Source organism: Bifidobacterium choladohabitans, assembly GCF_016102005.1.
In the GTDB taxonomy this organism is placed as follows: domain Bacteria; phylum Actinomycetota; class Actinomycetes; order Actinomycetales; family Bifidobacteriaceae; genus Bombiscardovia; species Bombiscardovia choladohabitans.
The window spans coordinates 16,292-29,481 of record NZ_JACFPL010000003.1; the positions used below are offsets into that span (position 1 = coordinate 16,292).

Sequence of the window (13,190 nt, forward strand, 5' to 3'; positions counted from 1 at the left end):
TTCCTTCTTCATCTACTTCATCTTTATTATAGAACCCAGGACGCAGATCTAATCTGTCATAGATGTGATATCTGGGAAATAGCGAGTTTGCAATCTTTATACCGCTTTTGGAATCGATCGCACGAACGCTGTTGATGCCACCGTATGAAAAGGTGGCGCGTAGATGACAACGGTTGAATTATAGAGAATGCTGCGTCTTGTTGGCTCAAAAGATTCATGTTGAGCCGAATCATTGGACGAAGATTTTGATGGAATGACTTGGTGAACCGTATTCTGCCATCCCTGATTGCTATCGTTTGCATTTTTCCTTTTTTTGTGGACAATAGAAGTAGGTCGAATTTCAGTTCGGTACGAGTCGCTGGCTGGACACAAGTGACAGCGAGGAATTCGACTGAACAAGAAAGAAAGGTTCGATGATGAATCATACGATAACCAAGGGAATTGGTCTATTGGCGGCTCTGACTTTGTCCGCCGGAGCCTTGGGCGCCTGCGGATCGGCTCAATCGGCTGATGGTGGTAAGACAGCCGCTGGCAAGGTCTTCTTCCTGAATTTCAAACCAGAAGCAGCGGACCAGTGGAAAGCGATCGCTGAAGAATATACCAAGGAAACCGGCGTCAAGGTTGATGTGCAAACGGCGGCTTCCAATACATACGAACAGACGCTGAAGTCGGAGATGGCCAAATCACAGGCTCCGACCTTATTCCAGGTGAATGGGCCCGTGGGCCTAGCCAGTTGGAAGTCTTATACGGCAGACATGTCCAAAAGCGAAGTGTATCGCCAGCTGACCAATCAAGACCTGGCGCTCAAGTCGGATGACGGTCAGCAGGTCCTGGGAGTTCCTTATGCCATGGAGACCTATGGGCTGATTTACAACAAAGACATCATGGGCAAGTACATGAAGTTGTCTGATGCCAAGGTCAAGTCCGTGAAGGAGATAAATTCATTTGACAAGCTCAAGGCGGTTGCTGATGGCATTCAGCAGCACAAGGATGAGCTTGGCGTCAAGGGTGCCTTTACCTCGGCGGGGTTCGACTCTAGCTCCGATTGGCGCTTCAAGACGCATTTGGCCAATATTCCTCTCTATTACGAACTCAAGGAAGATAAGATCACCACTCAGCCAGAATCCGTCAAGGGAACTTATCTGCCTCAGTTCAAGCAAATCTTCGATCTTTATCTGAAGGATTCCACCACTGATCCCAAGCAGCTGAGCTCCAAGACCGGTGATGACGCCAATTCGGAATTTGCTCTTGGAGAGGCCGCTCTATATCAGAACGGAACCTGGGCATGGACTGATTTGGAGAAAGCAGGTATGTCCAAGGATCAGATCGGCATGATGCCCATCTACATCGGCGCTCCCGGCGAGAAGGATCAGGGTCTGGCGACAGGTTCGGAGAATTACTGGTGCATCAACAAGAAGGCCTCCAAGGATGATCAGCAGGCGACGGAGAAATTCCTGGCTTGGATGATAACCTCCGAAAAGGGCAAGAAAGCCATGAGCAGCGACATGGGCTTTACCACCCCCTTCAAGAGCTTTGATGATGTAAAATCCGACAATCCTCTGGTTCAGGAGGCAGTCGAAGACTCCAAGTCCGGCAAGACCCAGGTTAGCTGGAACTTCACCATGATGCCCTCCGAGCAGTGGAAGAATGACCTGGGCAACGCCCTTCTGGAGTACGCTCAGGGCACCGGCAACTGGGATAAGGTCAAGTCGGCGTTCGTAGACAATTGGGCCAAGGAGTATCAGGCCAATCGTCAGGCCTGATATATAGAGCGTCGGCTCTTCCATTCGCTTGCTGAAATGAGCAGCTGCCCGTCATGGACTTGTCCGAATTTCTGAGGAATGGTCATGGCGGGCTTGGATGGAGTCGGGGAAGGAATGGACGACCCATGGTAGTCAGATCGATACGGCGTTGGTGGGTCCTTTTTACCGTGCCCACAGTAGTGGCCTTCATAGTCGGATTTATTGTCCCCTTTCTTATGGGTGTGTGGTTGAGCCTGTGTCGTTTTACTACGGTGACTGATGCACGATTCATCGGGTTGACCAATTACCGTGCAGCGCTGGCTGACGGGGAATTCTGGCACGCTTTGGTCTATACCGTCGCTTTCACCATAGTGACGACTGTTGTTGTCAACGTAGCTGGATTCGCGGTGGCCTACATGCTGACAAAGGCGATTCGAGGGGCGAATGTGTTCCGCTCCGTCTTCTTCATGCCGAACCTGATCGGCGGCATCGTTCTTGGATACATTTGGCTGCTGCTGCTCAACGGCGTGCTCTCCCGATGGGGCCGATCCATCACCTACTCGGGAATGTACGGATTCTGGGGAATGGTGCTCCTGTACTGCTGGCAGCAAATCGGATACATGATGATCATCTATATTGCCGGTCTGCAGGCTCTTCCCGGTGATGTGCTGGAAGCCGCCTCGGTCGATGGTGCCAATAGTCGGCAACGGCTGATGTTGATTACGCTACCCCTGATGATGCCGTCGATAACTGTGTGCACCTTCCTGACAGTGACCAACGGGTTCAAGATGTTCGATCAGAACCTGGCATTGACCAATGGCGCGCCTTCGAACACCTCTGAGCTTCTGGCGCTGAACATTTACCGGACGTTTTATGGCAGGACCGGGTTTGAGGGCGTCGGGCAGGCGAAGGCGGTGGTGTTCTTCGTTATCGTGGCGTTGATTGCGCTGATACAGAACCGGCTTACCACCAGCAAGGAGGTGACGGCATGAGTGAGAAAACGAAAAGATCCGGCTTATGGAGCGTCTTTTTCACTCTGGTATCCATACTGTGGGTGTTTCCTCTTGTGCTGGTGCTGGTCAATTCCTTCAAAAACAAGGCATATATATCGCGCAATGCCTTCTCGATACCTGTAGGTAGGGCATTCGTTGGTTTGGAGAATTACCGGCGTGGCATCGAACGGACCGACTTGATTGCCAGTTTTGGATGGACGGTGCTCATTACGGTTGGATCGGTGCTGTTGATTCTGATCTGCACCTCCATGTGTGCATGGTGGATCGTCCGCGTCGATAATTGGGCGGCCAGAACCTTGTATGTCCTGTTCCTGTTCAACATGGTCGTGCCCTTCCAGATGGTCATGTTTACGCTGTCCAAGCTGGCGGACATGCTGGGACTTAATACACCTTGGGGATTGTGCCTTGTCTATCTTGGATTCGGCGCTGGTCTGGCCGTTTTCATTTTCACCGGCGTCATCAAGGGCATTCCCCGGGAGCTGGAGGAGTCAGCCATGATTGATGGAGCAAGTATTCCACGTACTTTCTTTGGAATCGTGGTGCCAATCATGCGGCCCTCGATCGTTTCAGTCGCCATCCTCGAGGCTATGTGGATATGGAATGACTTCCTCTTGCCATATTTGACCTTGGACATGCGCAGGTTCAAAACGATGAGCATAGCCATTCAGTATCTAAAAGGCGGTTATGGCAGTGTGGATATGGGTGCCATGATGGGATGCCTGGTGTTGGCAATCATCCCGATTGTTATCTTCTATCTGATTTGCCAGAAGTACATAATCAAAGGTGTGCTTGCCGGAGCAGTGAAGGGGTAGGCCGATGTTTCAGACACGGGGGCCTGCCCGGATCTTCTTCCCTGGCGGGCTCCCGTGCTGAGCATCATTGCATGGAGGTTTGATGGGTTTTCTCTCTCCCGATTCAGGGTTGATGCGCGGATTGTCGGATCTGGCGGATGCCATCTGGATCAACATGCTCATGCTGGTTACGGGCCTGCCCTTGGTTACCATTGGTGCGGCTTTGTCGGCAGGACATTACGCTGCTCGAAGGTCCCTTCAGGGGCGAGGCCATGTAACTGCCGATTTTTTCCATGCCTTTCGAGTGGAATTTATGCAGTCCACGTGCATATGGCTGATATTGGGTCCGATCGGTTGCCTGCTGATATGCGGATGGCTCCTGGTGCGCGTACCCCTCTTGCTGATACCTGGATTCGCCCTGGGGCTGCTATGGGCCATCGTCTTCGAATGGGTCTGGTCGCTGCAAGCCGGTTTTGAAAATACTGTCCTGAGGACCATGCTGAATGCACTGGTCATTGGCGTTGTCAATTGGCCGCGCACAGCGGCTTTGGTCGTCATGGACTTGGCGTATTTACTGCTTTTGGCCGTCTGCTGGCTTCGTCTTCCCCAGGGGCTTTTTCTTCTCGTGGTTCTAGGGTATGGAACACTTGTCATGCTCCATACGCCGATCCAGAAACCCACCCTTGACAGGTATCGGACCGGCAATTCGCAATCCTGATGGCCGTGAAATACCTGTATACATAAACATGTATACGATTCCATCAAATTGACTCGGATGTAAATGAAAAGGCGATGCAATGCCAATTAAGGAATGACAACGATTGCAAGAACAATCTTGGTGGCCGTTGAACCTCGTGCGATTGCTCCCGGTATTCGACCTGCTGCCAAAGTAAGCAAAGGAGATCAACTATGTCACGGGGCGACGGTCCGGGGGTAATGCCATTGGGACGCCAGGAAGGTACACGTTGCGCAGGGTGGAATGAGGTCGAATCATGAGTGCGAAAGCAGTGCAGTCATTGCCTGACACTACAGGCGCATTGGCACGTCTTGCCGCTTTGTGCGGTGTCGCTGCTGAATATGAGGATCAGCAAGGCGAATTGCAGCATATAGATGCCGATGTGCTCGTCAGGGTGCTGGGGGCAATGGGCGTTCCCGCCAAGAGCGATGCTCAGATCGATCTATCGCTGAAGCGCATACTTCGTGACCGGAATGAACAGCTGTGTCCGCCGACCATCGTGCAGACCGTGGGCAATGCTGTCAGGGTGCCGCTTCGTGCAGCTGCAGGTTCCGTGCGAGCTTCGTTGAAGCTCGAGGACGGAACAGATCAATCATCGTCGCTGGTCATCACGTCGGGAGGCGGCCCGGATGACGGTCGATCCCTCTTTCTGGTTTTGGACGGCAGGATTCCGATTGGGTACCACGAGCTCACCGTATCGGACGGCATGCGGAGCGCAGTGTCGACGGTGATTGCTGCGCCGGGACATATTGATCTGCCGGCTGCGGTTGCCGAGCATCCACGATGGGGCTGGATGGTTCAGCTGTATTCGGTGCGCTCGCCGCAATCCTGGGGTGTCGGCGATTTCGGGGATCTACGTAGGCTTCTTGTGGATGCTGCTGATAAGACCAAGGCTGATTTCATGCTGATAAATCCCATCCATGCCGCCGAGCCAGTGCCTCCAATGACGCCTTCGCCGTATTTCCCGGCCTCTCGTGTGTTTATCAATCCCCTCTATATTCGACCTGAGCTGATCGACGAATACCAGAATCTGTCGGCAGGGGATAAGCATGGTATCCGTGCGCTCCTGAAACAGGTATCAATGGATGACACCAATCCCGACGTCATTGACAGGGATCATAGCTGGAAGTGCAAAGAGGCAGCCTTGCGGATCATCTATGACAAGGGTGAGCTGAGTCAGGAACGTGCTGGACAGCTGGAACAGTTTATTGATTCCGGTGGCGTTGAGCTCAAGGACTTCGCCTTGTGGTGCTTGGCATACCAATGCTGGGGCAGACCTGAGTCCGGACCCGACTCATGGTTTCATAGACTCGGCCCGGATTCTGTCGCCGTCAGTAACCTGCTGCAGGAGCATCATGACGACTTCGATTTCTATGTCTGGATGCAATGGGTTGCTGATCAGCAGCTGGAACGGGCGCAGAGGGCTGCCCGGGATGCTGGCATGGCTATTGGTCTGATGGAAGACATGGCTGTTGGTGTCAATCCTCTTGGAGCCGATGTCTGGACCCATCCGGAATCTTATGCATCCGGTGCCACGGTGGGCGCCCCGCCAGATGATTTCAATCAGCAGGGGCAGAATTGGATGCAGCCGCCGCTTGACCCGATGAGCTTGCAGCGAACCGGGTTTCTGGCCTATAGGCAATTGGTCCATGCCATGTTCGCTCATTGCGGGGCCGTCCGCATCGATCATGCCTTGGGCTTGTTCCGACTTTGGTGGATTCCTGACGGGTTGCCTGCGAGCCAGGGAGCCTACGTGTCCTATGATCAGGATGCCATGCTGGCGGTCTGGGCCATTGAAGCGACTCGTTCCGGGGGGATGGTCATCGGGGAGGATCTGGGTGTCGTTCCCCGTTACGCTTCGCAGGCTCTGGCTGAACGTGGCATTCTGGGCACCGTCATTGAGTGGTTTGAGCAGCAAGATGGACGGTTTACAGATCCGGCACAGTACCGTCAGTGTGCATTGGCGGCCGTGACTACGCATGATCTGCCTCCCACGGCTGGATATCTTCGTTATGAGCATGTGCGACTCAGAGAGAAGCTGCACCTGCTGAACACGTCGCCCGCCAGTTTTGAACATGCCGCCAAGCAGGAGCATGCGGCCATGCTGCGCTTTCTGCAGGACCATGGCTGGTTGGATAAGGCAGCTGCCAGTGATGAGGACGGCCATATGCAGGAAATTGTGCAGGCTATGCACCGTGCCATTGCCGAGTCCCCCTGCCTGCTCAAGGTCGCTGCGTTGGTTGATGGAGTGGGCGAGGCTCGTTCGCAGAATCAGCCTGGCACAGTCGATGAATACCCCAATTGGCGCGTTCCATTGGCTGATGAACATGGGCAAGCAGTGAGTGCTGACAAGGTGTTCGATATGGCCCGTGTCCGCGCACTTGCCGGGATTATGCAGAAAGGGTGAGCCGGACTCCTGCCATCCCGGTATTTGCTCGTTTTTCAGTAGCGTTCTTGATAATGGGAATAATATTTGCCAGAAGAAGTTGAGTGATGTAGGCTCAAGTTTCGGAGTGGTCATGATGGCTGCTTGTCCGGGTCGACGGAAGTCGGCCATCGGGACCACGAACGAAGCGCGAGCGGAGAACGTGAACGTCGAGGTGCGGGGTCAGACCCTACGCCCCATTTCATCAGGAGGTAACGAGTATGGCACGTGCAGTTGGCATCGATCTGGGAACCACAAATTCCTGCATTGCAACCCTGGAGGGCGGCGAGCCCACCGTAATCGTCAATGCTGAGGGCGCGCGGACCACGCCGTCGGTGGTGGCATTCAGCAAGTCCGGCGAGATTCTGGTCGGTGAGGTGGCCAAGCGCCAGGCGGTCACCAACGTGGACCGGACCATCAGCTCGGTCAAGCGTCACATGGGCACCGACTGGTCCGTCGAGATCGACGGCAAGAAGTGGACCCCGCAGGAGATTTCGGCCCAGATCCTCATGAAGCTCAAGAGGGATGCCGAGTCCTACCTGGGCGAACCCGTCACTGACGCGGTCATCACCTGCCCTGCATACTTCAACGACGCTCAGCGCCAGGCCACCAAGGATGCCGGCAAGATCGCCGGTCTGAACGTCCTGCGTATCATCAACGAGCCCACCGCTGCAGCTCTGGCCTACGGTCTGGAGAAGGGCAAGGAGGATGAGCGCATCCTGGTCTTCGATCTGGGCGGCGGCACCTTCGATGTCTCCCTGCTGGAGATCGGCAAGGATGACGACGGCTTCTCCACCATCCAGGTCCAGGCCACCAACGGCGACAACAAGCTGGGCGGCGATGACTGGGATCAGAAGATCATCGACTGGCTGGTCACCGAGGTCAAGAACAAGTACAACGTCGATCTGTCCAAGGACAAGATCGCCCTGCAGCGGCTCAAGGAGGCCGCCGAGCAGGCCAAGAAGGAGCTGAGCTCCTCCTCGTCCACCAGCATTTCCATGCAGTACCTGGCCATGACCCCCGACGGGACCCCGGTCCACCTGGACGAGACCCTGACCCGGGCGCACTTCGAAGAGATGACCTCCGACCTGTTGGGCCGCTGCCGCACGCCCTTCAACAACGTGCTGCACGATGCCGGCATTTCGGTTCAGGACATCGATCATGTGGTGCTGGTCGGCGGCTCCACCCGTATGCCCGCCGTCAAGGACCTGGTCAAGGAACTGACCGGCGGCAAGGAAGCCAACCAGACCGTCAACCCCGATGAGGTCGTGGCTGTCGGTGCTGCCGTGCAGTCCGGCGTCATCAAGGGCGACCGCAAGGACGTGCTGCTGATCGACGTGACCCCGCTCTCCCTGGGCATCGAGACCAAGGGCGGCATCATGACCAAGCTGATCGACCGCAACACCGCCATCCCCACCAAGCGGTCCGAGGTCTTCTCGACCGCCGAGGACAACCAGCCCTCCGTGCTGATCCAGGTCTACCAGGGCGAGCGTGAGTTCGCCCGCGACAACAAGCCTCTGGGGACCTTTGAGCTGACCGGCATCGCTCCGGCCCCGCGTGGCGTTCCTCAGATCGAGGTCACCTTCGACATCGACGCCAACGGCATTGTGCACGTCTCCGCCAAGGACAAGGGCACCGGCAAGGAGCAGTCCATGACCATCACCGGTGGCTCCGCCCTGCCCAAGGACGAGATTGATCGCATGGTCAAGGAGGCCGAGGCTCACGAGGCCGAGGACAAGCAGCGTCGTGAGGATGCCGACACCCGCAACGCCGCCGAGTCCGCTGCCTACCAGACCGAAAAGCTGGTCAACGACAACAAGGACAAGATCTCCGACGAGGTGGCCAAGGAGGTCACCGACAAGGTCAACGCTCTGAAAGAGGCTCTGAAGGGCGAGGACATGGACAAGATCAAGAACGCCCAAAGCGAGCTGATGACCTCTGCCCAGAAGATCGGCCAGGCCCTCTACGCCCAGCAGGGCTCCGCTGACGGTGCAGGCGCTCAGGGCGCTGCAGGTGCCGCCGGTGCTGCCTCGGGTGCAGGCTCTTCCTCGTCCGCCGATGACGACGTGGTGGATGCCGAGGTCGTGGACGACGACGACAAGAAGAAGGACGGCGAGTGACATGTCGGCCTTCGACAAGGATGATGCCGGGCCACTGAAGGGTGACCCGGCCGCCGCCGGCGGACCGGACGGGAACGAGGCCAAGGCCTCTGACGCCGCCTCGACACCAGAGCAGGAAGCGGCTCGCGGACATCACGCCGACAAGAGCGCAGTAGACGAGGGCCAGGCGGCCGGCCAGACCACGTCGGATTCCTCCGCCAAGGACGCGTCGTCAGCGGATGCTCAGGCTGATGACAAGACTGATGCCGACTCGGCCAAGGAGGAGAGCACCGACAAGGGATCAGACGGGCTGACTCCTCTGGGCCAGGCCAAGAAGGAGGCCGCCGATTATCTGGAGGCCCTCCAGCGCGAGCGGGCCGAGTTCGTCAACTTCCGCAACCGTGCCAAGAAGGAGCAGGACATCTTCCGCCAGCACGGCATCGTGGATGTGCTGACCGCCCTTCTTCCGGCCCTTGATGACATTGACCGAATCAAGGAGCACGGGCAGATGGACGACTCCTTCCAGGCCGTGGCCAAGAAGATCGACAAGACCTTCGAGAAGTTCGGTGTCGAGAAGTTCGGTGAAAAAGGCGAGGACTTCGACCCCACCAAGCATGAGGCCATCCTGCACAAGCCGGACCCCGATGCCAAGAAAGAGACCGTTGACACGGTTGTCGAGGCAGGCTATCGGATCGGCGACAGGGTGATCCGGGCCGCCAGGGTAGTGGTGACCTCGCCCGGGCAGTAGCAGGGACGGTGATTGCGGACCTTCCGCAGGCTGAATCGACGCCTTCGCATGCGGCGGCTGGTGGGTATGGTCCTGCCCGCCGCCGCACGCGAAAGGGCGGATTCCAATTCGATATATTCGTAGCTTATGAGGAAAGGAGACATGGATGGCTGAGAATGAATGGCTGAGCAAGGACTATTACAAGGTCCTTGGTGTCTCCAAGGACGCCAGCGAAGCGGAGATCACCAAGGCCTACCGCAAGCTTGCCCGCAAATACCATCCCGATCTCAATAAGACCAAGGAGGCCGAGGAGAAGTTCAAGGACATCTCCGAGGCCTACGACGTGCTCAGCAACAAGGAGCAGCGTCAGAAGTACGATGCCATCCGCCAGTTCGGCATGGGGGGAGCCCGGTTCGCCGGAGGCTCAGGCCAGGGCGGCTTCAACACCGATGCGTTCTCGGACATCTTCGGCTCCATGTTCGGTGGGGCCGGGGCGCCTGGAAGCACCCGCATCCGTTTCGGCGACGGTTCGGGGCAGCCGGACTTCGCTGATATCTTCTCCTCCTTCGGTGGAGGTGCCGGCAGTGGCGGTCGGACCGCCTACCAGGAGAGCAGGCCCAGGCCCGTCAAGGGTGAGGATCGCAACTCGAAAATCGGCCTGTCCTTCCGTCAGGCGGTCAAGGGGGCCACGGTCTCCCTGAGCGTGGGCGGCAAGCGCTTCAAGACGCATATCCCCGCTGGGGTGCGTAACGGCCAGCGGATCAGGTTGGCTGGCAAGGGTCGGCCCGGCAGGGACGGGGGCGCCAATGGCGACCTCTACCTGCAGATCAGCGTCCAGCCCAGCCAGCGGTTCGCCATGAAGGACAGGGACTTGGTCATGACCCTGCCGGTGACGGTCTCCGAGGCTGCCCTGGGGGCCAAGGTCCAGGCCCGGGACATCGACGACCAGGTCGTCACCTTCAAGATCCCGGCCGGCTCCTCCAGCGGCGACGAGATCCGCATCGCCGGCAAGGGGGTTCAGGACCGGCGCGGCAAGGGCGACCTGGTGGGGCGGCTTGAGATCCGCATGCCCGGTCGGTTGGGCATGGCCCAGAAGAAGGCCATGCGTGACTTTGCCAAGTCCAGCGGTGACTTCGACGAGCGGATCGCCGGTGAGCGCATGAAGATATGACGATCCGAACGCGGGATCAAGTCGGAGCGAACAGCGGGAAGGAGTGATGATCATGGTCAGGGTGGATCCCGAGACCAGGCGGATTTATCTGGCCTGCGCTCGCGGCCTGGTGGCCGGGCGCATCAGTCTGGATGCTGCCGATGATGCCGGATTGGACATCGAGTTGCCGGTCTTCACCGTCGGCCAGGTCGGGCAGTTGGCCAACATCCATCCGCAGACCCTGCGCCAATACGACCGGCTGGGTCTGATTGTGCCGGAACGGACCGAGGGGGGTGCGCGCCGATACTCCCTGCGGGATCTGGACCGGCTGGGCCAGGCCCAGCATCTGAGTCAGGACGAGTCCATCAACCTGGCCGGTGTGACCAGGATCCTGGCCCTGGCAGAGGAGAATCGCCAGCTGAGGCGCCAGCTGCGGCGCTCCCACCAGTCACAGGGGTCCAGTATGTTCGCAGCCGCTGCCGACGGTCGGGTTGTCGAAGTCAGGCGGTCCAGCAGGGCCCGGCTCTGGCGGCAGGATACGACGCATGACGAGGCTGATCCGACTGATTCCAAATCGCTGATCGTCTGGAGCGTACGCTCCTGAGACAGGTGAGGGGCCTGTGCTATGGTGTACAGGTTGGCCGCTCGCCCAAGAGCTGCGGCTGACTGTCGCCTGAATGCTTTGAGTACGGGGAAACCGCTTGCGCGAAATTCGTCATTCTCTGCTTTGCACGCGGCCTGCGAACTGTCGACCGACAGTACCGTTTTCTTCCCTGTTGTGAAAGGTCATTGTGACTGCTTCATCCATGCCCGATTCCAATTCATCCAATTCCGGACAACCCGCCGCGGAGCCCGTGACCTTCGACCAGCTGGGTGTACCTGAACCCTTGGTCCGCGTCCTGCGCAAGGACGGCAAGACCAGCGCCTTCCCCATCCAGCGGGATACCTTGCCCGATGCCCTGGCTGGCCGTGACATCCTGGGCCGGGGCCGGACCGGTTCCGGCAAGACCCTGGCCTTCAGCATCCCTCTGGTGGCTCGACTGGCTGCCGACGAGGGAGGACGGGCCACCCATGGTCGCGGTGGAGCCGCTGGATCAGGCAGTCTGCCACGCCCGCGCGGTCTTGTCCTGGCTCCCACCCGCGAGCTGGCCAATCAGATTGATGAGGTTCTCAATCCGCTGGCCCAGGCCTACGGCATGCGGACCTGCACTGTCTATGGCGGGGTAGGCCAGGGCCGTCAGGTCGATGCGCTTCGGCGCGGTGCCAAGATCGTGGTGGCTTGCCCCGGTCGCCTGGAGGATTTGCTCCGCCAGCGCAAGCTCAGCCTGGAGGACGTGGAGATCGCCGTGCTGGACGAGGCCGACGAGATGGCCGACATGGGCTTCCTGCCTGCCGTGGAGCGGATTCTGGCCCAGGTCAGACCGGGCGGTCAACGCATGCTCTTCTCGGCCACTCTGGATCATGGAGTGGATGCCGTGGTCAAGCGTTTCCTCAAGGATCCCAAGATTCACGAGGTGGATTCCGCCACCCAGCATGTGGATCTGATGACCCACCACATCTTCGAGACGACGCAGGCTGCTAAGCACGACCTGGTCCGCACGCTGGCCGCAGGGCAGGGCAAGAGGATCCTGTTTACCCGGACCAAGTTCCAAGCCAAGAAGCTGGCAAAGAATCTGATTGACAATGGCATCCCTGCCGTCCAGTTGCATGGCAACCTCTCCCAGGGGCAGAGGGACCGGAACCTCAAGGCTTTCTCGGAGGGCCTGGTCCGGGTCATGGTGGCCACCGATGTGGCGGCCAGAGGCATGGATGTCAGCGGGGTGGATCTGGTGGTCCAGGTGGACCCTCCGGCCGACTACAAGTCTTTCCTCCACCGTTCCGGGCGCACGGCAAGGGCTGGCCACTCCGGCGACGTGGTGACGGTCGTCCTGCCCGATCAGCGGCGAGATACCCGGCGGATGCTGCGTATGGCCCATATAGATGCCAAGCCGGTCGGGGTCACGGCCAACTCCCAGGAGGTGGGCGATCTTGTGGGACCCCATGCCCCCCTGGTTGAGGGCTGGTCCTTGGAGGCCGCCATAGCGGAAACCCGAGGATCACAGGACGGCAAGCAGGCCGGTTCTCGTGGTCGTCGATCCGGCGGGCCCGCCCGTAGGAGACGGGGGTACGATCGGTTCGACAGGCGGCCGAGGGGCTCTGGCCGGGGACGTGACGGTGATGGAAGGAATCCCCATCGCAAGTGGGCTGACGGGCTTGACGAGGATCGCCCCTTCGACGGGCGTAGGCGGCACGGGCATGCCGACTCCGATCAAGCCGTCCAAGCCGGTGGCCATCGAGGCAGGGGCAATCGTGGCCGTGCGGGCACAGCTCGTGGGCGGGGTCGCCACGATGGCGGTCGTTTCGACGACGGCGGTCGCACCTACCGCAACGGTGATCACAGGCACCGCGGAGGCAGACGGAGACGGGACAATAATCCCTTCCGTCAGGTCAAGTCCCGCTGACCGGTC

General features: G+C 58.6%; 10 protein-coding genes. All 10 read left to right on the forward strand.

The window, feature by feature from the left end; translation table 11 throughout:
* Positions 1-413: 413 nt before the first annotated feature.
* The 10 genes from H3S97_RS06210 to H3S97_RS06255 all read left to right on the forward strand — a co-directional run bounded on the left by H3S97_RS06210 (position 414) and on the right by H3S97_RS06255 (position 13,184).
* Positions 414-1,763 (forward strand): ABC transporter substrate-binding protein, encoded by a 1,350-nt coding sequence (locus H3S97_RS06210; protein ID WP_198220018.1) that lies wholly within the window; start codon positions 414-416, stop codon positions 1,761-1,763.
* 125 nt (positions 1,764-1,888) lie between these two features.
* Positions 1,889-2,734, forward strand: a complete 846-nt coding sequence (locus tag H3S97_RS06215) for a carbohydrate ABC transporter permease (protein ID WP_198176984.1) — start codon at positions 1,889-1,891, stop codon at positions 2,732-2,734.
* Positions 2,731-3,567: a carbohydrate ABC transporter permease gene (locus tag H3S97_RS06220; RefSeq protein ID WP_198178559.1), complete on the forward strand. Its 837-nt coding sequence runs from the start codon at positions 2,731-2,733 to the stop codon at positions 3,565-3,567. Before H3S97_RS06215 ends, H3S97_RS06220 begins: the two co-directional genes overlap by 4 nt.
* 82 nt (positions 3,568-3,649) lie before the next feature.
* Positions 3,650-4,264 (forward strand): YesL family protein, encoded by a 615-nt coding sequence (locus H3S97_RS06225; protein WP_198220019.1) that lies wholly within the window; start codon positions 3,650-3,652, stop codon positions 4,262-4,264.
* A gap of 274 nt (positions 4,265-4,538) precedes the next feature.
* Positions 4,539-6,689, forward strand: coding sequence for a 4-alpha-glucanotransferase (malQ, locus tag H3S97_RS06230; protein WP_198220020.1), 2,151 nt, complete (start codon positions 4,539-4,541; stop codon positions 6,687-6,689).
* Between the two features lie 239 nt (positions 6,690-6,928).
* The gene (gene dnaK, locus H3S97_RS06235) at positions 6,929-8,827 is read left to right on the forward strand and encodes a molecular chaperone DnaK (RefSeq protein ID WP_046322242.1); all 1,899 of its coding nucleotides are present in this window, start codon (positions 6,929-6,931) and stop codon (positions 8,825-8,827) included.
* Position 8,828: 1 nt separating this feature from the next.
* Complete coding sequence (gene grpE, locus H3S97_RS06240) at positions 8,829-9,554, forward strand: nucleotide exchange factor GrpE (protein ID WP_232356343.1); 726 nt, start codon at positions 8,829-8,831, stop codon at positions 9,552-9,554.
* 145 nt (positions 9,555-9,699) lie between these two features.
* Positions 9,700-10,704, forward strand: a complete 1,005-nt coding sequence (locus H3S97_RS06245) for a DnaJ C-terminal domain-containing protein (RefSeq protein ID WP_198220021.1) — start codon at positions 9,700-9,702, stop codon at positions 10,702-10,704.
* Between the two features lie 52 nt (positions 10,705-10,756).
* A complete protein-coding gene (locus H3S97_RS06250) occupies positions 10,757-11,287 on the forward strand; it encodes a heat shock protein transcriptional repressor HspR (protein ID WP_198220116.1) in 531 nt (176 codons plus the stop codon).
* 202 nt (positions 11,288-11,489) lie between these two features.
* Complete coding sequence (locus H3S97_RS06255) at positions 11,490-13,184, forward strand: DEAD/DEAH box helicase (protein ID WP_232345719.1); 1,695 nt, start codon at positions 11,490-11,492, stop codon at positions 13,182-13,184.
* Positions 13,185-13,190 lie beyond the last annotated feature (6 nt).